Genomic DNA, 20,069 nt, shown 5'->3' with positions numbered 1-20,069 from the left:
GTGTGCGGCGGACCTCTCAGCGGTGGGGTGCGGCTGTCAACGGGCGTACGGCGGGCCGAACCCGGCCCCGGGATACCCCGGCAGGTCGCCAAGGGGAGACGGCGGCGGTTCCACCGGGCCGGGCGGTGCACCCGGCGGCCCCGGGGGTTCCGGGGGTTCCGCCCATTCGGCGAAGAGCGGCGGCCTGTTGGGCACCGCGTACGGAAGGCGGAACGCGGCCGCGGCCTCGTCCAGGTCCAGCAGGTCGCTCAGTATCCGTACGGTGCCCGGGTGGCCGAGCACCTGTCCGCTCTCCTGCCGGGCCGGGGCAGGGACACCCTGCCAGTAGGTCTCCTCCAGCCAACTGCGGTTCAGGCCGAGGAGATTGTCGGTCGCGGCGGCTGCCTCCCACGGCGGGGGACGGCGTACGACGGCGGCCCCGGGCGGCGCCGGAAGCCCCGGAAATCCCCCGCCCGCCGGCCCCGCCGGCGCGGAGACGGTGCGGGCGACCTCCTCGGCGAGTTCGAAGAGCCGGTCGCCGTCCGGTGCGGGACCCTCCGAGGCGAGGCTGATCCGCATCCGGTAACCGCGTTCGCCGTAGCGGCGGGCGGCATCCGCCCAGACCCCCTCGGCGTACTGCGAGAAGGGGTCGGGCGGTACGGGCCGCTGCCAGATCGGGTCCGGTGTGCCCGGCCGGGCCAGCACGCCGTAAGCCTGCGCGATATGGGTGAGGCGCGCGGTGAATCCGGCCGGCGCCGACCAGGGTTCGAGGCAGACGCTCAGCATCGTGCGGCGCGGCCGGCGGGCGAGGCTGCTCCACACCGGCTCCCACGACACTCGTCCGCCGCCACCCAACGGTGGGACAGCCAGGCCGAGTTGCTCACCGCGGACGGTCCAGCGAGTGATCGGGCCACGGGCGATCACCTTGCGGATCTCCGCGAGGGCGTCAGGGGCGGGACCCAGCGGCGCCAGCAGTCCTGCGACCTCCGCGGCCTCCTGGACCGGCACCGCCCTGACGTGCGGCGGCGGCCGGCCCAGCCGGTCCCGCAGCGCGATGGCGGCGGCCTCGGCGCCCCGCGGATCGGCGGCGTGCACCTGGCCGATGAGGGCGCAACGGATCTCACCGGTGGGCGGATCGCTGAGGTATCTGATCTCGAAGCGCACCGAACCGCCCGGCACCCACTGATGCGCCAGCCAGTCCCGCTCGCGCCCGACGGCCTCGGTCCGCCGCTGCTCCTCGGTCAGGTCGGCGTAACCGCGGGCGTCCCGCAGATCGGTGGCCGGTGCCAGCCGCACCGCGGTCCACGCCCAGCTCTCGCCGGGCGTGGACCGGATGAGCACCCCCTGCGGTGCCATCGTCGTTCCCCCTGTGTGTCCTGGTGTGCCTGTCCGGGGCTACTGCCGCGGGCCGCCGGGCGGTGCCGTGTCGGGGCCCCAGCTCTGCGTGCGGCCCGGTTCGTGGCCGGGACCGGGACCGGGACCGGGGCCGGGACCGGGGCCGGGCGTCCCGGCGGCGGGCGTGCCGCCGTACGCCGGGGTGCCGTGAGGCGGGGTGTAGGCCGGGCCGTGCGTGGCGAACGCCGGGCCCTGTCCGGGGACGGGGGCCGCCTTCGCGCCTTCCTCGACGATCGGCGGAAGGCCCGCCGGGAAGCCGAAGGACACCGGTACGTCCACCCCGTCGATGGCGCTGCTCAGCCCCTCGCGGCAGGCCGCGTGCACGGCTTCGCGCATCGCCCGCACCCGCTCGGTGCGCAGCATCGACTGCTCGGGGCCATTGCGCCCGAGGACCCCGCCGATGACGTCCACCACGAACTTCCCGATCAGCGTGTAACCGCGCCGGGAGCGCCACATCTGCCAGCCGAGGTACAGGCTCGATCCGTAACCGAACACCGACACATACGCGTTGCAGTTGCCCTCGGTCAGGATCAGCCGGTTGGCCACCTGGCGTGCCCCGACGCCGGTGTACACCGGGCGGTTGGCGGCGGCGATCGGGATGCCCCGCTGCCGCAGGGTGCCCGCGATCTTGCTGTAGACCGAGTCGGTGCGGTCGTACCGGTCGGTGAGCAGCACCCGCCACTCCGCGATCGGCTCGGTCAGCCGCGAGCCGAGCAGCACCGCCCAGAAGGTGACGCCCGAGACCACGTTCGCCAGCACGAAGAAGGCGGCGAAACCGGCTCCGCTCTGCGTGACCAGGGCCGCGATCAGACCCAGGAAGAGCAACGGCAGATACACCACGAGCGAGGCGATGAACGCGGCGACGAACAACTGCAGGATCGCGCGCCAGCCGACCCGGTCGTCGAGCGCGATCTCGATCGGGCGGTGCCGCAGGATCTTGTCCAGATAAGCTGCGTTGGCGTCACCGCCCTTCCAGCCGGGCATCCCTAAGACGTCTGTGTCTGCCATCTCTCCCCCTCCAGGTCCACCGACGGAATCTGACGCTCCGTCATGAAAAATGGTCCCATGGCGGGTATGGGGCGCGCACGGTATTTCCCGTTCCGCGGTGGCGTATTTTCCCCGGTCCTGCGCCGGTCCCTGCTCCGGTCCTGCGCCGGTCCCTGCTCCGGTCCTGCGCCGGTCCCGGCGCCGCCGGCCGGTCCGGGGCGGGAGGCGGCGCCGGGGCGCGGGGACAGGCGTGCCAGCATGGCGTCTGCCCGTTGCGGTGCAGCGGGCCGGCCTGCGGTGCGGCGGCTGCCGCGCGCGGGTCGCGCAGGCACCGTTCGCCGCGGTGGCGGCGAGGCCGCCGCCCGGCCCTGGCGTACCGCAGGAGCAGCGTCGTGACCACCGCAACAGAACTGGACACCCTCCGGGCCCTGATCTCCGACGGGTGCCGGGTGCTCGCCGCCCGCGGTCTCGCGGACGGGATCCTCGGCCACATCAGCGCACGGGTCGGAGCCGAGCGGCTGCTCGTACGCTGCCGGGGCCCGCGGGAACGCGGTCTGCTCCACACGACCCCGGCCGACATCCACCTGGTGGACCTCGACGGGCGGCCCGGCGGCCCGGGCGAACTCGCGGGCGGCTGGCGTCCGCCCAACGAACTTCCCCTGCACACCGAGGTGCTGCGGACACGCACCGACGTCGACACCGTGGTGCACGCCCACCCGCCGGCCGTCGTGGCCGCCGACCTGGCCGGTCTGCGGATACGGCCGATCATCGGCGCCTACGACATCCCGGGCACCCGGCTGGCGGCCGGCGGCGTGCCGGTCTACCCGCGGGGCGTCCTGGTCCGCGACCGGCGCCTCGCGGCCGAGATGGTGGCCGCCCTCGGCTCCCGTCCGGTCGTCGTACTGCGCGGGCACGGCCTGACCAGCACCGGACAGAGCGTCCAGGAGGCGGTGCTGCGGGCGGTCTCGGTTGACGGCATCGCCCGGCTCAGCCTCGACGTCGCCCAGGCGGGCGGTGTCCTCACCGACCTGCCCGACGAGGACCTGGCCGAACTCCCCGACCTGGGCGGCACCTTCAACCTCGACACTGCCTGGCGCCATGAGCTCGCCCGGCTGGAGCCGGTACGCTGACCCGCCGCGCTCACGCCCCGGCCGGACTCCCGGCCGCGCCGGCCCCGGACCGGGCGTGTTCCGGCGCCGGGGCGAGCCTCGCCGCCGTGACGTGGGAGACGACCACGGCCACGATCACCAGGGGCATGACGGTCACGCCGTCGTGCCCCAGCAGCAGCGTCGCCAGCAGCACCGACGTCATCGGCAGCCTGAGCACCGCCACCGACATCGCGCCCATGCCCACCGCGGCGCCGGCCACGTAGGGGAGCCCGGGGAGGTGGGACAGGGCGATGCCGCCGGCCGCCCCGACGAACATCGCCGGAAAGATCGGTCCGCCGCGGAACGCCGACAGCGACACCGCGTAGGCCAGGGCCTTGCACACCACCAGCAGCGTCAGGGTGCCCGCCGAGTAGCCCGCGTGGTGGATCAGCAGCCCCGGCAGCGCGCTCTGCCCGGAGAAGAGCACGTCGGCGGTCTGCTTCCCGGTGCCTTCGGCGTACGCCACGGCGAGGCCCGCGACCACCGTCCCCATGACCGGCGTCCACCACAGACGGCGGCGGTTCACCCGTGGCTGGAGGTGGCGCGCCAGCCGCAGGACACCGGTGCCGGCGAAGGCCGCGGCGAGGCCGATCACCAGCGCCCAGCCGAACTGGGCGATGTCGGGCCGCCCCACCGGTGGCAGGCTCGGGATCGTCAGCGTGCCGCTGCCGACGCCCGCCCAGGAGCCCAGGCCGGTGAAGATCAGTGAGCCGATGCCCGCCGCCAGCAGCCCGGGGAGCAGTACGACGCCGAGCGTCGGTCCGCCGAGACCCGACGCCTCCATCAGCAGGAACGCACCCAGCAGCGGCGATCCCAGCAGCGCGCTGATGGCCGCGAAACTGCCGGCCGCCGCCACCACCGCCTGCGTCGTCGCGGGGGCGTCCGGCCGCAGCAGCCGGAATCCGTACCGGGCCAGGCCGCCGCCGAGTGCGATCAACGGGGCTTCGGGGCCGATCACCGCGCCGAAGGCCAGCGACGCCAGGGCGGCGAGCAGGATGCCGGGGAGTTCCGCCGCGGGCGCGGCCCCCTTGGTGTTCAGGCCCTCGGCCGGCTGGTGGCCGCCGTTGCCCGGCAGATACCGCACGGTCAGCGCGACGAGCACACCGGAGGGCGCGAGCAGCACGAAAGGCCACCACTCGGGTGTCCGGTGGAAGCCGAGCCCGGTGGGGAGGTCCTGGTAGAGCGCGGTCTGCAGGTGGTCCACCGCCTGCAGGAAGCCGTACGCGCCGGCGGAGACCACCACGCCGGCGAAGCCGGCCAGGACCAGGAGCACCGCGTAGGGCCTGGTCCGCAGTGGTGCGAACGGGTCCGCGGCGGAAGCGGCCGCGGGGTCTTCCACCGGGGGGCCTGCCGCCGTGGGGTCCGATGGCATCGGGGAATTCCTCCTGGGGGCCGTCCCGGGTCCAGGAGTCCGGCGTGCCGCCGTCGTCCGGCTGTCGCGTCGATGATGACAGCCGGGCGTGTGGTTTCGCGGTATTTGTCCGGCGGTCGGCGAGCGGACCGCCCGGCAGGCCGCGCACCGTGCGGGAGGGTCACGGCCGGCGGTCCGGCCCTGTCCCCGTTCACCGCAACGCCACAGGTCACGCCCGACGCGTCACGTGCGAACCGACGAGCCGTCGACGCCCGGCGATGTCAGGGCCGACCGGTCCGCCAGGAAGCGGCGGATCCGGGCGACCGTGGTCTCGGCCTCGATCTGCGCGGCCGGCCCGTCGTGCGGCCCGACGGTGAAGACATTGGTCGGCGCGCCGGGCCCCCGGCCGCTGCCCCTGCGCCGCGGCGGCGGCGCAGAACCGGTGGCCACCACCAGCACGTCGTAGCGGAGCGTCGTCCCGTCGGTGAGGCAGACCTCGTCACGGTCGAGGTCGATGCCGGCCGCCCCCGCCCGGCGGAAGGCGATCCCCTCCCGGAGCTGGAGTGTGTCGGGGGGCCGGACGGACTGCGGGCCGTAGACGCCGATGGCCGTGAGCAGGTCGAGTTCGGGGTCACCGCGGTCGGCCCGGTCGATCACCACGATCCGGAATCCGTCCTCGTGACGGTGCCGTGCCAGCTGATTCGCCGTCAGCGTCCCGCTGTTGCCGCTGCCCAGAATGACGATGCGTTTGTCCATGGCCCCACTGTCGGCCGGGAGCGGCGCCGGCCGCATGGGCCGAAAGCCCCTGCCGTGGTGCCCTTTCGGGCACACCTCGCAAGGCTCGCGGCCCCGTGACCGGCGAGCCGCCTCAGTGCCCCAGCGTGGCCCGCAGCCCGGGCTGGAGCAGGTCCGCGTGCGCGCGGACCATCTCGTCGCACAGATCCCAGATGCCCTCCACGGGCAGTGCCGCCGCGGTCGCCGGGTCGGCCATCGCGGCCTGCCGGATCGAGCGCGGGTCGTCCTGGAGGGCGGCCCGCACCACCAGGTCGTTCATGCTGAGGTAGGAGCGGTTGAGCGCGGCGCACTGCGCGGGCAGCGCCCCGACCCGGGTCGGCTGCACCCCCAACGCGTCCACCAGGCAGGGGACTTCGACGGTGCCGCCGGCCGGCAGGTTGTCGATCAGGCCGTGATTGGGCACATTGCCGTAGACCGTGCGGGGCGTGCCGGTGGTGACGCTGTGGATGATCTGCGGCGCGTACTCCATGGTCCCCTCGACCGGCAGCGGGCCGCCGGCCGCGAGTGCGTCCCGGGTGGACTCGTAGATGGACACGTTCTCGTCCACGATGCCGAGGTACGCGCCCACCGGCAGCCGCAGCCGCTCCACTTCGCTGTCGTGGTGCAGATACCAGGGGACGTACTCGGCGGAGTGCTCGCTGGTCTCGGTCGGGTAGTAGCCGAGACGCCGGTACATGTCGACCCGCACCCGGCGCCGCAGCTGCGGGTCACCGGCGATGAGGGCGTCGAGCCGGGGGTAGAGGTCGGTGCCGCCCCGCTCGAAGCGCAGCACCCACGACTGGTGGTTGACGCCCGCCGCCTGGTAGTCGATCTCCTCGAACGGCACCCGCAGCAGTTCGGCCAGGTCGTGCATGGTCCAGTACACCGAGTGGCACAGGCCCACCACCCGGGTCAGCCCGGTGGCCTGCGTGAGGTACTGGACATTCATCGCCATCGGGTTGGTGTAGTTCAGCAGCCACGCGTCGGGGCAGACCTCGGCGATGTCCTCGGCGAGCGACCTGAGCACCGGGAAGGTGCGCAGCGCGCGGAAGATGCCCCCGACGCCGAGGGTGTCGCCGATGGTCTGCCGGATGCCGTAGCGGGCCGGCAGGTCGAAGTCGGTGCGGGTGGACTCCCGCATGCCGACCTGGATGATGTTGATCACGAAATCGGCGTCCGCCAGGGCCGCGCGCCGCTCGGCGTGCGCGGAGACGCGCGGTGCGGCGCCGCGCTCCTCGGCGATCCGGCGCGCGGCGCCCTCGGCGGTGGCGAGGCGTTCGGGGTCGATGTCGTGCAGCGCGATGTGCGCGTCCTTCAGCTCGGGGAAGGCGAACAGGTCCGCCAGCAGCCCCTGGGTGAAGACGACGCTGCCGGCGCCGATGAACGCGATCTTGGTGGGAGTCATCACTGGTTCTCTCCGTTGCGGGGTACGGCGGCCAGCGCCTCGGTCCAGGTGGCCTGGGCGGTGGTGCCGCCGTAGGCCCGGGTGGACAGGGCGCCGCAGGCAGCCGCGAGATCGAGGGCTTGCGTGAGGGGCAGGCCGGCCAGCAGGGCGGCGACGAAGCCGGCGTCGAAACTGTCGCCGGCGCCGACCGTGTCCAGCGGCTCGGCGGGTGTGCCGGCGGTGCGCACGACGGTGCGGCCGTCGTGCGCGAAGGCGCCGTCGGCGCCGTCCTTCACCACGACCAGCGGCCCGCGCCCGGCGAGTCCGGCGGCGGCCTGCTCCGCCGTCACCGCGCCTGCGCCGGCCAGCGCCCGCACCTCCGCCGCGTTGGGCAGCAGGACGTCGGTGACCGCCAGCACCGCGTCGAAGCCCGGTGGTGTCCACTGCCCGCTGGGGTCGTCGTTCGTGTCGAGCGAGGTGGTGGCGCCGGCGGCGCGCGCCGCGCGCAGCACGTCGGGCAGTGCGCCGGCCAGCTTCGGCATCAGGAAGTACGACGCCGCGTGGACATGCCGGGACCCGGTGAGCAGGTCCGCCGGTACGTCGTCGGCGCAGGTCGCCGCGAGCGTGCCGGCCGCGGTGAGGATGGCGCGGTCCGCGCGGCGGTTGACCACGGCGGTCAGCGGGGTCGGCAGGGCCGGGTCGAGCCGCAGCGCGCCGATGTCCACGCCCCGCGCGGCCAGGGCGTCGCGGACGAAGCGGCCGGCGTCGTCGTCGCCGACCCGGCCGGCGAAAGCGGTCCGCAGGCCGAGCCGGGCGGCGCCGCAGGCCATGATCGCGGCGGAGCCGCCGAGGGTGAGCAGACCGGTGTCGACGAGTTGTTCGCGCTGGCCGAAGGCGAGCGGTGTGTCGAGCGGTCCGAGGACGACATCGGGGTTGGCGTCCCCGATGACGAGCAGGTCGAAGTCGTGCGGCATCCGGTGTCCCGTGGTGGTGGAGGAGAGGAGGGCGGTCGTGGCGGGCGGGGCGGCTCAGCCCTTGAGTCCGCTGGAGGTGATGGACTGGATGAAGGACTTCTGCGCGGCGAGGAAGGCGAGCAGCACGGGCGCGATGGTGATGGCGTTGCCCGCCATCACCGCGGACCACTTGGTGTGGTGCTGCCCCTGGAAAGTGGTCAGGCCCAGCTGCAGCGTGTAGTGCACATCGTGGTTGATGGCGATCAGCGGCCAGGTCAGGTCGTTCCAGGTGGACAGGAAGGTCAGCACCGCGACGGTGCTCAGCGCCGGGCGGGAGAGCGGCAGCACGATCGAGAAGAGCACCCGCAGCCGTGAGCAGCCGTCGATCCAGGCGGCCTCCTCCAGCTCCCGCGGCAGCGACAGGAAGAACTGCCGCAGCAGGAAGACCGCGAAGGGCGTCACCAGCGACGGGACGATCAGCGCGCCGAGCGTGTCGATCAGTCCGAGCTTCTTCATCACCAGGAAGGTCGGGATCATCGTGAGCTGGAACGGCACCGCCATCGTCGCCAGCATCAGCGTCAGCAGCGTCTTGGACCCGGCGAACCGCATCCGGGCGAAGGCGTAGCCGCCGAGCGAGCCCAGCAGCAGGTTGGAGGTGACCGCGACCGCCGAGACGATCAGCGAGTTGGCGAACCAGCGCGGGAACATGGCGTTGCCCAGCACGTACCGGTAGCCGGTCAGATGGATGCCGTGCGGCCACAGCGCCGGCGGGAAGCGGTTGATCTCCGCGTCGCTCATCACCGAGCTGAGCAGCAGCCAGATCAGCGGGACCGCGAAGAGCAGCGCCAGCGGTGCGAGCAGCAGGTGCCAGGGGCTGAACGGCAGCCGCAGCCGGCGGCGCGCGGTGCCTCCGCTCCCCGGCGCCGGAGGGGCGCCGCTCTGCTGCCGGGCGCCGGCGGCCAGGGACGACGCCGATGTCGCTGATGTGGCCGTCATCGTGTGGCTCCTTCGAGGCGGGTGTTCTCCCGGCGCCGCATCAGGCGGCTCGCGGCGGCGATGACGAGCAGGGCGATGGCCAGCACGTACGCGGCTGCCGCGCCGTACCCGGCGGTGAAGTTCTGGAACGCCTGCTGCCAGACGAAGTAGACGACGACCGTGGTGGAGCCGATCGGGCCGCCCTTGGTGGTGACGTACACCAGGTCGAAGACCTGCAGGGCGTTGATGGTCTGCCAGAGCAGCAGGAACACGCTGACCGGGGTGAGCGTCGGCAGCACCACGTGCCGCAGCAGGTGCCGCCGGCCGGCACCGTCCAGCCGGGCCGCCTCGATCAGGGTCTGCGGTACGTCCTGGAGCGCGGCCAGGTAGATCACCACGCAGAAGCCGATGCTGCTCCACAACGAGATGCCCACCAGGACGTACAGCGCCTGCCCGGGGTCGGTGAAGAAGCCCTGCGGGGACAGGTGCAGCGCGTGCAGCACCGAGTTCGCCGCGCCGAACTGCGGGTCGAGGATGAAGGAGAAGAGCACGCCCTGCGCGGTCTCGGAGATCACGAACGGGACGAAGATCAGGGTGCGGTAGAGGCCGACGAATCTGATCCGCCGGTTCAGCGCCAGGGCCAGCGCAAGCCCGAGGAGCATGCTGAGCGGCACGTACAGCGCCGTGTAGATCAGGGTGTTGTCCACCGCCTGGCTGAAGTGCGGGTCGTGGCTGAGCGCGCGGTAGTTGTCCAGGCCGACCCAGCGGCTCGGGGTGACCAGGTCGTCCGCCCTGAAGGAGAGCAGCAGCGACCACACCACGGGTACGGCGCTGAGCCCGATGATGACCAGCACGGACGGCGAGATGAACGCCCAGGCGGTGGCCGACTCGCGGCGCCGGCCGCGGCGCCGGGCGCGCAGCCGTGCCCGGTCGGTGTCGGAGAGGGTGAGCGGGGTGGGCAGCGGGGGCATGGGAGGCTCCTCAACGCGGGATGAGCAGGGCGGCGTTGGCCTCGTCGGCGCAGCGGCGCAAGGCTTTGGCGGGGGTGCTCCGGCCGAGCAGCACCGAGACGATCGCTTGGCCCAGCGCCTCCGAGATCTGCGGGTACGCGGGGTGCACGGGCCGGACCCGGGCGGTGTCCAGGGACCGTGTGAACACCGGCATCCCGTCGGTGCCGGCCTCCTGGGCGCGCCAGGCGGCCAGCTTCTCGGTGCTGCGGCTGAGCGGCAGGCTGCCGGCCTCCACGTCCCACCGCACGTCCTGTGCGGGCTGCATCAGCCAGCTCACAAAGGTCTGCGCGGCCCTGACCCGGGCGTCGCCGTTGTCGAACACCGTCCAGGTGTCGGGCCCGGAGATGGTCATCGGCTTGCCGCTGTAGCTGGGCAGCGGCACCACGTGGTAGTCGATCTTCGCGTCGATGATGTCCGGCAGTCCCCAGGGGCCGGTGGCGACCATTCCCATCCGCCCGGAGTTGAAGACCTGGTACATCTGCTCGCTGCCGGGCTTGGGGTCGATGTAGACGCTCTTGGCCCCGGCGAGCGCCTGGACGGTCTCCAGGGCCCGCACCCCGCTGTCCGCGAAGCCGATGCCCTTGCCGTTCGGGGCGACCACGTCGCCGCCGAGGTCCCAGATCATCGGCCACAGCCGCCACACCGTGTCCTCGTCGCCGACGCCCGGCCAGCCGGTGCCGTACACACCGCGCCCCGCGTCGGTGAGCTTGGCCGCCATGTCAAGGAACTCGTCCCAGGTCCAGCCGGCCTGCGGCATCGGCAGTCCGGCGGCGGCGAAGAGCTTCTTGTTGCACACCACCGCCAGCGAGTCCAGCAGCGCGGGGGCGGCACGTACCCGCCCGTTGATGGTGACCGCCTCCCGGGCCGGCGCCCAGTAGTCGCTCCACGGCAGGGGGAGCGAGCCGACCATACGGGTCAGGTCGACCACCCGCGGGCTGCGGGCGATGCCGGCCAGGTCGGAGCCGAAGATGTAGGCGATGTCCGGGTACGAGCCGGAGGCGAGGGCAGCGGTCACCTTCTGGAGCATGGAGTCGGCCAGTACGCCGCCGCCGGGATCGACCCGGATCCCCGGATGGGTGGCGTTGAACGTCTTGACCAGCCCTTCGATGGCCGCCCGGCCGGTGTCGGTCTGGCCGTGCCAGAGTTCGATCGTGACGCGGCCGTCCGCGCCGACCCCGTCGCCGCTGCCCGAGCCGCACCCGGCCAGTGCGGCGCCGGCCGCGATGCCGAGCGCGGCGCCGGAGCCCTGACGCAGCACCCGGCGGCGGGACGGCCGGGCGGGGAGGGACGGCAGCCCGGCGGGAAGGGAACGGCCGAGAGCCATCGGACCTCCAGGGGGAACGGGAAACGGAACGGAACCGGAGGATGATCTTCCGGTCGAAGGGCGGACGCGGCCCCGGGGAGTTGGGGTGGGAGGCACGTCGGGGTCCGTCCCCTGGGGCGCGCTCGAAGGCACGCGCCCCAGGGGACGGTGTGGCCGCGGGTCAGGAGCGGCCGGGGACGGATCAGCAGGTCTGCCGGACGTATCCCTTGTCGCCCTTGGCGACGACGTCCACGTCCCGGCGGACGATGCTCAGCGTGCTGCCCCAGTTCTTGCACGCTTTCGTCAGGCCCTTGGCCGAGTACTCGATGACGATGACCTCGTTGCCGTAGGCAGCGGTGTAGTCGCCGCACTCGTCGTAGTCGGCGCACTCCTCGGCGACGGCGAAGTCCAGGCCGTTGGCGGTGTGGTCACCGGAGAGCTCGGCGGTGTTCTTCTGGGCGATCGCCAGGTTCTTCTGGTGCGCGTGCGCCGAGAGCAGCCGGATGTACGCCTCCGCCTGGGCCTGGGTGAGGTAGTCGGGGAAGCGGTCGAAGGTGTCGAAGTTGTCGGGCTCGACCGCCTGGAAGCCCTTGGCGGCGCACTGGTCGATCCAGCCGTTCACCTTGTCGGCGATCCGCTGCCGGTTGCTCGCGGTGCGGATGTCGAGCACCGCCTCGTCCCAGCCGTCGTCCTTGACGATCTTCCCGTTGGCGTCGTGCAGCAGGAGGTCGGAGTCCCACTCGCCCTCGGCGCCCTCCTGGGTCTGGAAGGCGTTGACGTAACAGATGTTGTAGAGCCCGGCGGCCGGGGTGGCGTCGTGGTCACGGCTGACCACCGTCACACCGGCCGGCGGGGTGTAGGGGCTGCCGATCTGGTAGTCGAAGCCGGCGTGGGCCGGCGGTGGGGTGACGGTGCCGGCCGCGCCGGCCGTGGAGGAGGTGAGCAGGGGCAGGGCCACCGCCGCGGCGGCGGCGGTGGCGCCGGCGGCGATCGCGGCGATCCATCGACGCTGGGGGGCTCGGACGTGATCGTTGCGCATCATCGGACTCCAGATGATGGGGGGTACGTCCCCGCCTCGGAGGCCGGCGGCCGTCCTGGCGACTTAGTCCGGGCTTGCGGCGGGAAGGCCGTCCACCGGCTAGGCGTACCTCTGCGCCGAGTGCTCGAATTCGGCGTTGCGGGAAGTAAAGCGAGCAGCTTTCGTCATGTCAAGGTCCCTCGAACGCCCGGAATTTCCCCCGGCGGGTGGTTACGGGCGGCTTTGGGAGCGCGGGCGGTGCGAGGTCAACGGGCCTGGTGGGCGGCGAAGTAGCGGACGATCTCCGGATCGGGCGGCTCGACGGGGACCGGGACGCCGCCGGCGCGCAGTGACGCGGTCGCCGCGACACCTGCCGCGACCGCCTCGCGGGCGGCGACCGGTGAGGTCTCGGTCGGGCCGCCCTGGGCGGCGAACCGCAGGAACTCGGCCACCAGTGCCGCATCGGCGCCGCCGTGGCCGCCGTCGCCGTCCTCCGCGGCCACGCCCTCTTCGGTGTCCGCACCGCTCCCGGGGTGCTCGGCGTTCCCGGGCTCCGGCGGGTCCGCCGGGAAGGTGACGGTCAGGTCGGCGTCCGGGCGGTAGCCCGAGCGGCGCTTGTTCCAGACCTTCACGGTCGCCTCTTCGCCGCTCAGACCGTCGCCGAAGTTCTCCAGCCGCCCCTCGTCGCCGATGACGGTGTAGTTGCGCCAGTAGTCCGGCGTGTAGTGGCACTGCTGGTAACTGGTGAACACCCCGTTGTCCAGCCGGCTGAGCATCATGCTGAGGTCCTCCACGTCGATGACCGGGTTGAGGTCGCGCAGCGCGGCCGGCGGCCAGGCGTCGGCGTCGAACCAGTCCGGCATCCGCCGCCCGGCCGCGGTGGCCGCGCCCTCGCGGCGGTGCGGATTGTCGCCGTAGACGGTCAGACCGCCCAGCGCGACGACGGTGCGCGAGTAGCCGGACGCCAGCCAGTGCATGGCGTCCAGATCGTGCGCGCCCTTCTGCAGCAGCAGACCGGTGGTCCTGGCCCGCTCCGCGTGCCAGTCCTTGAAGTAGAAGTCGCCCCCGTGCCCGACGAAGTGCCGGCACCACACCGAGCGCACGGTGCCGATCGCGCCCTGCTCGATCAGCGCGCGCATCCGGCGCAGCACCGGCAGGTGCCGCAGGTTGTGGCCGACATAGAGCCGGGTACCGGTACGGGCCGCCTCCGCCAGCACCGCGTCGCAGTCGGCGACGGTGATGGCGAGCGGCTTCTCCACGAACACCGCGACCCCGGCGGCCAGGAAGAACCGTACGGGCTCGGTGTGCACGAAGTCGGGGGTCAGCACGAACACCGCGTCGAGGCTGTCCGCGAGCATGTCCCGGTGGTCGCGGTGCAGGGCCGCCTCCGGTCCGAACAACTCCCGGGCGGTGGCCAGGGCGTACGGATCGGGGTCGGCGCAGGACACGACGCGGGCGGTGCCGGGGCGGTTCGCCGGCACCGCCAGCGGTGCGCGCTGCCCGATCCCGACCACTCCGATACGCAGTTCCGCCATGGGCCGGCACTCCTTCACGCTGCGGCCGGGCCGGCGGCCCGACTGCCGCCGGCGCTCGGCGTGCCGACCCTAGATGCTCACAGATGCTCGATCAACAGCCCCTGTGTGCAGTTACGATCACCTGTGGCATCCTGAGACCCTGGGACGGCGGCGGCTTCACCGGCTCGGGACCTGGACGGACGTTCCGGTCAGCCGCCGAGGAAGTGCACGGTCGGACGGGGGTGCATCAGGAAGTCGTGGTGCGAGATGTTCCACGCGTACGCGCCGGCCAGGGCGAAGACCACGCGGTCGCCGGCCCGGATTCCCGGCGCGGTGACCCCGCGGGCGAGGACGTCCTTGGGGGTGCACAACTGGCCGGTGAGCGTGACCGGTTGCGGACCGGCGGCCGGCCGCGGCCAGGGGTGCGGCCACTCCTCGACCGGGAGCACCGAGCAGGGCTGGTCGTGCCCCTTGGCGGCCGGTGTGCGCAGATGGTGCGTGCCGCCGCGGACGACCGCGAACTCCGCACCGTGGCTGCGCTTCACATCGAGCACTTCCGTGGCGTAGAAGCCGCAGTAGGCGGTCAGGGCGCGGCCCGGTTCGATCCGCAGCAGCAGACCGGGGTGGTCCGCGGCCAGACGTCCGAGCCCGGCCCCGTAGGCAGGCCAGTCGAACCGTGCTGCCGGATCGCCGTAGTCGACGTCCATGCCACCGCCGACGTTCACCTCCCGCAGGGCGATCCGGTGCCGGGCGAACAGCTCCGCCGACCAGGTCACCACCGACGCGGCGACAGCCAGGAGTTGGGGCGCCGCCAGCCCGCTCGCCAGATGGGCGTGCACGCCGAGCAGTTCCAACCGCGGGCAATCGCCGCCGGTGAGCAGGCGCACCGCGGCGTCGGCCCGCGAGGGATCGAGACCGAAGGGCGCGGGGCGCCCGCCCATGGTCAGCGAGCCGGCCGCCAGCATCCCCGGCGGCACCGCGAGATTGACCCGGAGCAGCACCCCGACCCGGTCCCCGGCCTGCTCGGCGGCCCGCTCGGCGGCAGACTCAGCGGCCCGCTCGGCGGCACCGGAAGGGCGCGCGGTACGGGAACTGAGGTCCGCCAGCATCCGCAGCTCGTGCTCGCTCTCGACATGGAAGCGCCGCACCCCCAGCTCCAGCGCCGCGCGGAGCTCGTCCGGGGTCTTCCCCGGACCGCCGAAGGCCAGCGCGGCGTCCGGCAACGCCTTTGCCACATGGGCCAGTTCCCCGCCCGAGGAGACTTCGTACCCGTCCACGAAAGGCGTCAGGGCAGCCAGGATCTCCGGCTCCGGATTGGCCTTCGCCGCGTAGTAGAGCTCGACGCCCGCCGGCAGCGCCGCCCGCACGGAGCCGGCGTGGGCCCGCAGAGCCGCCAGGTCGTAGAGGTAGGCGGGCAGTTGGCCGGACGGCAGGGACCCGGCGTGATCGCGTACCGGCGCGGTGAGGATGCTCCCCTCCGGGCGGCTCACTCGGTCACGTCCCCGGCCAGCGGCGACGGCAGGCGGACATACCCCGCCTCGCGGTCGGCGGCGCGCCCCCACCGGGTGAGCAGGTTGGCCTTGGCCGGCAGCGGGGCCCCGGCCAGCAGTGCCTCCAGCCGCGGCGAGCGGGCGTGCGTCTCCGCGTACTCGACCATGGTGCGGCGGACTTCGGACCACAACGCGCCCTCGGCCGACGGGTGCAGATCGGCGAGCGCGGACACCATCTCCCCGATGTGGTTGACCAGCAGGCAGTACACCAGCCGGTCCCAGCCCCGGTCGGCGTCATAGGTCAGCGGTCCCGCGACCCGCGTCGGCAGTGCGGCGAGCGCGGCGGCGTGGTGTTCCGGAAGGAGTTTGGTGCCCTCCAGGTCGCGGAAGAGCACCTGGACCGGCCGGCCGTCCGCGGCCACGCACACCAGCACGTTCTGCAGATGAGGTTCGAGCACGACCCCGTGGTCGAGGTAGGCCGCCAGCACCGGCGGCACGAGCAGCCGCAGGTACGCACGCCACCAGCGCAGCGCCGCACCCCGGTCGTTCCGGCCGACCAGCCGGGAGATGTGCCCGGGGCCTGTCGGGTACTCGTCGGCCACCGCGGCGGCCAGCAGGGCGGTGGTGCCCGGCCGGGCCCGGTCGGTGAGTCCTTCCCTGACGATGACCCCGAAGCCCTCCAGCAGCGACAGGTCGGGCCGGCCGTCCGGCCCCGGCAGCGCCAGGCTGCGGAAGGCGGGCTCGCGCAGCATGTCGCTCCCCGGGAAGCGCGCCGCCAGGTCGGCCAGCACCGGATCGAGCAGCCGGGTCAGCGCCACCGCCCCGGACAGTTCGTAACTCGCGTTCTTCCGCAGGCAGTTGGTGATCCGGATATTCAGGCTGAACTTGAGGAAGGCGGCGCCGTCGTAGACGGTGCGCACCGAGGCGGTCGCGGCGAAGCGGCGCTGCCCGGTGCCCAGATCGAGTACGTCGCCCCGGCGCAGCGCCGCCCGCAGGCCGGGATGCCGGTGCAGCAGTTCGTACTGCCAGGGGTGCGCGGGCAGCAGCCGGTAGCCGGCCGGCACCGCGGCCAGCCGGTCCAGCGGGGCCGCCGCCCCGGGCGCCGCGCGCTCCTCCACCACCAGCCGGTCGCGCACCGCGAGCAGCCGCAGCGGGAAGGACGCCGCGGCCTCGGGGGCGTACGCGGCCCAGGAGGCGGGGTCTCCGCTGCGGGCTTTGGGCGTGGGATGGAAGCGGTGGCCGTAGACCAGTGACTGTTCGGAGGCGAGGTAGCGGGCGAGCGGGTCCCGGCCCGTCGCGCGGCGCGGCGCCCCGAGGCCGGCGGCCACGCCCCGGTGGCTGGAGACCACCTGGTCGAGGAATTCGTCGTTGGGCATGCCGGTCCGTGCGGACAGCTCGGTGTGCATGTGCTCGGCGAGCCGGAGCCAGCCGATCGCGGCCCAGCCGTCCTCGCGGTGTTCGGCCACCGGCCCGGTGAAGCGGTGGGCGCCGAGCCGGGAGGTGCGGCGCAGCGCGACCCGCAGGCGTACCCCGCTGCGCGGCAGCCGGAGCACCAGCTGCCCGTCGGTGACGGCCGTGCGGTGCTCGGGACCGGACACCTCGCGCAGCAGGCAGTTGAGCAGTGTGTGGGCCACCGCGTCGTCGGCCGTGGCCAGTTCGGCGGTCCCGGTCCGGTCGGCGCAGTCGGCGGGGCCGGTGACGGAGGTGAGTGCCATCAGCGACTCCGCAGCAGGTAGTTGGGACCGGTGGTGTAGTGCTTGTTGATGTCGGACGCTCCTGAACGTTTCTTGGTGAGCAGCGTGCCCGCGGTGACCATGGCCTTGACCGGCAGCCGCGCGGCGTCGAGTACCTGGGCGCGCAGTACGGCTCCGGGCCGGCCGGGGCCGTCCCCGAGCCGCACCGCTGCCTCGTCCAGCCGGTCGTGCACGAGGCCGAGCAGCCGGGTCAGGGGGGCGTGGCCGTAGCGGGCGAGCGTGAAGGCGAAGGCACCGGCGCACAGATGGACGGTGATGGTGGTGAAGAGGTCGAGCACCGGTCCGTCGTCGTCGGCGAAGATCCGCGGGTCGGCGAACTCCGCGGGGCCGGGGGCGTCGGACCCCAGGGCGTCGCGCAGCCGGAACCGGTTGATCCGCGGCCCGTCGTCGTCCTTGAAGAGCAACCGGAGCCGGGGGCGGCCGGCGGGTCCGTCCAGCAGCAGCGAGATGTTCTGCTGGTGGGACTCCAGGGCGATGCCGTAGCCGAAGAGCGTGGTCTGCCAGTCGAGCAGCAGCGTGAGCACGGCGTCCAGGAGGGCGAGCACCTCGCCGCCGAACCAGTGGGCGGCCAGGTGCTCGATGACCGGGCGGCCGTCGGGGGCCGGGGCGGTCAGCGCCGCCAGCGGCAGCACGACCGTGCCGTCGAGCCGGCCGGGATGGCGGCGGACGAGTGCGGCGAGGAGTTCATGGCCGGCGTGGACGTACCGGGTCTCGTCGGCGTGCAGGACACGTCCGGCGAAGCGGGGCTCGCGGGCGGCCACGGTCTCCAGCAGGCGCTGCCCGGCGGCTCCGTCGGTGAGACTGCCGGGTTTGATGGTGCGCCGGTTGAGCAGGCCCAGGGTCGAGGTGGCCAGCGGCAGTTTGAGGTGGACACCGGGGGCTTCGGCGAGCGCGACGGTGCGCATCGACAAGGTGGGCGCGACCGCGAGGTGCGGCCGGTCCGCGAGGAAGGCGCGCTCCGCCAGGCCGGCTTCGCGTAACGCGTCCCGCAGTGGTCCGGCGGCCGTCAACGGGTGGACGGGCAGGGCCAGATGGCTCTCGTCCAGCCCCGGCAGACCGAGCGCGGACGGCCGCGGCCAGAAGGCGCCGAGCCCCGCGGTCCCGTGCGGACCGGGCGCGGTGACCGCGTCCTCGGGCAGCACGGCCCAGCGCAGATCGAAGCGCGGGGCGAACTCCGGTGCGCAGGAGGTGAGGTCACGGTCGCCGAGCCCGGGGCGCGCGGCGGCGGTCGGATAGAGGGGATGGCCGGCCCGGGCGGCGAGCGTGTCGAAGGCCAGGGACGATGCCAGGCCCCGCCACCGCACCGGATCGGCGCCGTGCCGGGCACCGAGCCGGGCCATCACCGCGTCGTGCGTCGCCGCCTGGAGCCGCAGCGCGGCCAGGGCGTCCTCGTACTCGGCGGCGAAGGCACCGAAACCGGTCCTGTCCTCCAGCGGGGCGAGTGCCGCCAGCGCCGCAAGCACCTGCGCACCGGACGTCAACCGCCGTCCCCCGGGCTCCTCTTGGAGCATCGGCAGCCGGGCGGCGTATTCGCACTGGAAGCCGTCCGCGACGACCGGCAGCGCGAGTGCCCGGCCGTCCGGGCAGGGCAGCCGCAGCCAGCGCCCGTCCGCCCGGTCCTGCACGGTGGTGCGGGTGCGCAGGCCCAGCACGTCCTCGCGCAGCAGCGTGCTCAGCACCCGCAGCAGCAGTTCCTCCTCGGCCGTACCGGCGGGGCCGGTCACCGTCACGAGGTGATCTCCCAGCTGTGGCCGGCGAGGAAGCCGGACACCGCCCGGTCCACCGCGTCCTGCCCGGGGCCGACGGCCCGGACGACACCCAGCAGATCGCGGTTGGTGTGGTGCAGCGGATGACGCTCGCCCACCGCACGCAGCGGACGGTACGTCAGCCGGACCTCGCCGACGGTGAGATCGCTGGGGCCGGGCGCGGCGGTCAGCGTCCCGGCCTGCCGTGCGTAGGGGTAGTCGAGCCGGGCCGCCCAGCCGGTGCGGGCACCGAGTTCCGCCGGCAGCCGCTCGCCCAGATGGACCCGGAGGATGTGCTCGAAGAGCGGGATCTCCAGCAGATCGGCCAGGAGCAGATCGCACTGGTCGCCGATCGCCCGGTAGTTGACCTCGATCAGCCGCGCCTGTCCCTCCGACACCACGAACTCGGTGTGGCAGGCGCCGAACCCCACCCCGAGCGCGTCGAGTTGGGCGAGCACCTGCGCTTCCGGCGCGGCCGGCCGGTCCGCGGTGAAGGTCAACCGCTCCTCGATGAAGTACGGCGGCGGGGACAGCCGGGTGCGGAAGCCGCCCAGCACCTCGCGGCGTACTCCGTCCCCCAGCGTCTCCAGGGTGAAGAGCTCACCGGGCAGATACTCCTCGAGCACCAGCGCTTCACCGGGCCGGCGGGCCTGGATCTCCTTGCACCGCTGCTGAAGTTCGGCCGGCCCCTCGACGCGGACGACGTCCTCGCTCGCCACCCCCTCACGCGGCTTGATCACGCAGGGGTACGGCACGTCGGGGGCGGCCGCCACAGTGGCCGGATCCCGACCCGGGGGCAGTTCCGCCGACCAGACGGTGCCGGCGCCCGCGGCGGCCAGCCGGCGGCGCATCTCCGCCTTGTCCTTGGTGCGCAGTGCGGCCCGCCAGTCCTTGCCCGGCAGACCGAAGTAGCCGGCCGCCAGGGCGGTCTGGGTCTGCAGGTGGTCGCTGTTGCTGAAGACCGCGTCCGGCGCGCGGTGGGTCGAGACGCGGGTGATCACCGCGTGGACGTCGCGCACATCGCACTCCAGCAGCTCGACGCCCGGATCGCCGCCGTACGCGGCGCGGTGCGCGGCGGGCTGGTCGGTGAGCACGGTGACGTCCAGGCCGAGCCTGCGGGCGGCGGGGAGGAACCCCTCGGTGACCGAGTCGGTCGGGTTCAGGGCCAGCAGGTAGAGCTGCATCTGGAGATCACTTCCGCGCGCACAGTCGTCGGCCGGCACCGCGGGGCGGTGATCGGCCGGAGGTGGGACGAGCCTAGGTTAGGCATGCCTAAGCCTGTCAATTCG

At 73.4% G+C, this 20,069-nt stretch carries 16 protein-coding genes; 1 reads left to right on the top strand and 15 read right to left on the bottom strand.

The window, feature by feature from the left end; translation table 11 throughout:
• Positions 1-36: 36 nt before the first annotated feature.
• Positions 37-1,335, bottom strand: coding sequence for a hypothetical protein (locus OG552_RS02295; RefSeq protein ID WP_329129114.1), 1,299 nt, complete (start codon positions 1,333-1,335; stop codon positions 37-39).
• Between the two features lie 39 nt (positions 1,336-1,374).
• Positions 1,375-2,382 (bottom strand): hypothetical protein, encoded by a 1,008-nt coding sequence (locus tag OG552_RS02290; protein WP_329129112.1) that lies wholly within the window; start codon positions 2,380-2,382, stop codon positions 1,375-1,377.
• A 371-nt stretch (positions 2,383-2,753) separates the two neighbouring features.
• Between OG552_RS02290 and OG552_RS02285 the strand changes: the two genes are divergently transcribed.
• The gene (locus OG552_RS02285; RefSeq protein WP_329129110.1) at positions 2,754-3,491 is read left to right on the top strand and encodes a class II aldolase/adducin family protein; all 738 of its coding nucleotides are present in this window, start codon (positions 2,754-2,756) and stop codon (positions 3,489-3,491) included.
• Between the two features lie 10 nt (positions 3,492-3,501).
• Here the strand turns inward: OG552_RS02285 and OG552_RS02280 are convergent, their stop codons facing one another.
• The 13 genes from OG552_RS02280 to OG552_RS02220 form a co-directional block, all read right to left on the bottom strand.
• On the bottom strand, positions 3,502-4,881 hold the full coding sequence (locus OG552_RS02280) for a chloride channel protein (protein ID WP_329129108.1): 1,380 nt from the start codon (positions 4,879-4,881) through the stop codon (positions 3,502-3,504).
• A 222-nt stretch (positions 4,882-5,103) separates the two neighbouring features.
• Positions 5,104-5,616, bottom strand: coding sequence for an FAD-dependent oxidoreductase (locus tag OG552_RS02275; RefSeq protein WP_329129107.1), 513 nt, complete (start codon positions 5,614-5,616; stop codon positions 5,104-5,106).
• Between the two features lie 112 nt (positions 5,617-5,728).
• Positions 5,729-7,039 (bottom strand): alpha-glucosidase/alpha-galactosidase, encoded by a 1,311-nt coding sequence (locus OG552_RS02270; protein WP_329129105.1) that lies wholly within the window; start codon positions 7,037-7,039, stop codon positions 5,729-5,731.
• Positions 7,039-7,992 carry a carbohydrate kinase family protein gene (locus OG552_RS02265; RefSeq protein ID WP_329129103.1) on the bottom strand — a complete coding sequence of 318 codons (954 nt, stop codon included), beginning with the start codon at positions 7,990-7,992 and terminating at the stop codon, positions 7,039-7,041. Before OG552_RS02265 ends, OG552_RS02270 begins: the two co-directional genes overlap by 1 nt.
• A 54-nt stretch (positions 7,993-8,046) precedes the next feature.
• Positions 8,047-8,967 (bottom strand): carbohydrate ABC transporter permease, encoded by a 921-nt coding sequence (locus tag OG552_RS02260; protein WP_329129101.1) that lies wholly within the window; start codon positions 8,965-8,967, stop codon positions 8,047-8,049.
• On the bottom strand, positions 8,964-9,917 hold the full coding sequence (locus OG552_RS02255; protein WP_329129100.1) for a carbohydrate ABC transporter permease: 954 nt from the start codon (positions 9,915-9,917) through the stop codon (positions 8,964-8,966). Before OG552_RS02255 ends, OG552_RS02260 begins: the two co-directional genes overlap by 4 nt.
• A 10-nt stretch (positions 9,918-9,927) precedes the next feature.
• A complete protein-coding gene (locus tag OG552_RS02250) occupies positions 9,928-11,280 on the bottom strand; it encodes an ABC transporter substrate-binding protein (protein ID WP_329129099.1) in 1,353 nt (450 codons plus the stop codon).
• Between the two features lie 181 nt (positions 11,281-11,461).
• The gene (locus tag OG552_RS02245) at positions 11,462-12,298 is read right to left on the bottom strand and encodes an endo alpha-1,4 polygalactosaminidase (protein ID WP_329129097.1); all 837 of its coding nucleotides are present in this window, start codon (positions 12,296-12,298) and stop codon (positions 11,462-11,464) included.
• Between the two features lie 245 nt (positions 12,299-12,543).
• The gene (locus OG552_RS02240; RefSeq protein WP_329129095.1) at positions 12,544-13,812 is read right to left on the bottom strand and encodes a Gfo/Idh/MocA family protein; all 1,269 of its coding nucleotides are present in this window, start codon (positions 13,810-13,812) and stop codon (positions 12,544-12,546) included.
• Between the two features lie 188 nt (positions 13,813-14,000).
• Positions 14,001-15,281 (bottom strand): type III PLP-dependent enzyme, encoded by a 1,281-nt coding sequence (locus tag OG552_RS02235; RefSeq protein WP_329129092.1) that lies wholly within the window; start codon positions 15,279-15,281, stop codon positions 14,001-14,003.
• Positions 15,278-16,996 carry an IucA/IucC family protein gene (locus tag OG552_RS02230; RefSeq protein ID WP_329129089.1) on the bottom strand — a complete coding sequence of 573 codons (1,719 nt, stop codon included), beginning with the start codon at positions 16,994-16,996 and terminating at the stop codon, positions 15,278-15,280. The genes OG552_RS02235 and OG552_RS02230 overlap by 4 nt, the downstream gene beginning before the upstream one ends.
• Positions 16,996-18,765, bottom strand: coding sequence for an IucA/IucC family protein (locus OG552_RS02225; protein WP_329129087.1), 1,770 nt, complete (start codon positions 18,763-18,765; stop codon positions 16,996-16,998). The genes OG552_RS02230 and OG552_RS02225 overlap by 1 nt, the downstream gene beginning before the upstream one ends.
• Positions 18,762-19,964, bottom strand: a complete 1,203-nt coding sequence (locus OG552_RS02220) for an ATP-grasp domain-containing protein (RefSeq protein ID WP_329129084.1) — start codon at positions 19,962-19,964, stop codon at positions 18,762-18,764. Before OG552_RS02220 ends, OG552_RS02225 begins: the two co-directional genes overlap by 4 nt.
• Positions 19,965-20,069: the final 105 nt, after the last annotated feature.

The organism is Streptomyces sp. NBC_01476, assembly GCF_036227265.1.
Classification (GTDB): domain Bacteria; phylum Actinomycetota; class Actinomycetes; order Streptomycetales; family Streptomycetaceae; genus Actinacidiphila.
The sequence above is the reverse complement of the archived record's forward strand: the minus strand, read 5'-3'. Positions and strand labels throughout refer to the sequence as shown.

Excerpts from the sequence above, each read along its gene's own strand:
- OG552_RS02295 (WP_329129114.1), bottom strand. The coding sequence starts at position 1,335 with ATGGCACCGCAGGGGGTGCTCATCCGGTCCACGCCCGGCGAGAGCTGG.
- OG552_RS02290 (WP_329129112.1), bottom strand. The coding sequence starts at position 2,382 with ATGGCAGACACAGACGTCTTAGGGATGCCCGGCTGGAAGGGCGGTGAC.
- OG552_RS02280 (WP_329129108.1), bottom strand. The coding sequence starts at position 4,881 with ATGCCATCGGACCCCACGGCGGCAGGCCCCCCGGTGGAAGACCCCGCG.
- OG552_RS02275 (WP_329129107.1), bottom strand. The coding sequence starts at position 5,616 with ATGGACAAACGCATCGTCATTCTGGGCAGCGGCAACAGCGGGACGCTG.
- OG552_RS02270 (WP_329129105.1), bottom strand. The coding sequence starts at position 7,039 with ATGACTCCCACCAAGATCGCGTTCATCGGCGCCGGCAGCGTCGTCTTC.
- OG552_RS02265 (WP_329129103.1), bottom strand. The coding sequence starts at position 7,992 with ATGCCGCACGACTTCGACCTGCTCGTCATCGGGGACGCCAACCCCGAT.
- OG552_RS02260 (WP_329129101.1), bottom strand. The coding sequence starts at position 8,967 with ATGACGGCCACATCAGCGACATCGGCGTCGTCCCTGGCCGCCGGCGCC.
- OG552_RS02255 (WP_329129100.1), bottom strand. The coding sequence starts at position 9,917 with ATGCCCCCGCTGCCCACCCCGCTCACCCTCTCCGACACCGACCGGGCA.
- OG552_RS02250 (WP_329129099.1), bottom strand. The coding sequence starts at position 11,280 with ATGGCTCTCGGCCGTTCCCTTCCCGCCGGGCTGCCGTCCCTCCCCGCC.
- OG552_RS02245 (WP_329129097.1), bottom strand. The coding sequence starts at position 12,298 with ATGCGCAACGATCACGTCCGAGCCCCCCAGCGTCGATGGATCGCCGCG.
- OG552_RS02240 (WP_329129095.1), bottom strand. The coding sequence starts at position 13,812 with ATGGCGGAACTGCGTATCGGAGTGGTCGGGATCGGGCAGCGCGCACCG.
- OG552_RS02230 (WP_329129089.1), bottom strand. The coding sequence starts at position 16,996 with ATGGCACTCACCTCCGTCACCGGCCCCGCCGACTGCGCCGACCGGACC.
- OG552_RS02220 (WP_329129084.1), bottom strand. The coding sequence starts at position 19,964 with ATGCAGCTCTACCTGCTGGCCCTGAACCCGACCGACTCGGTCACCGAG.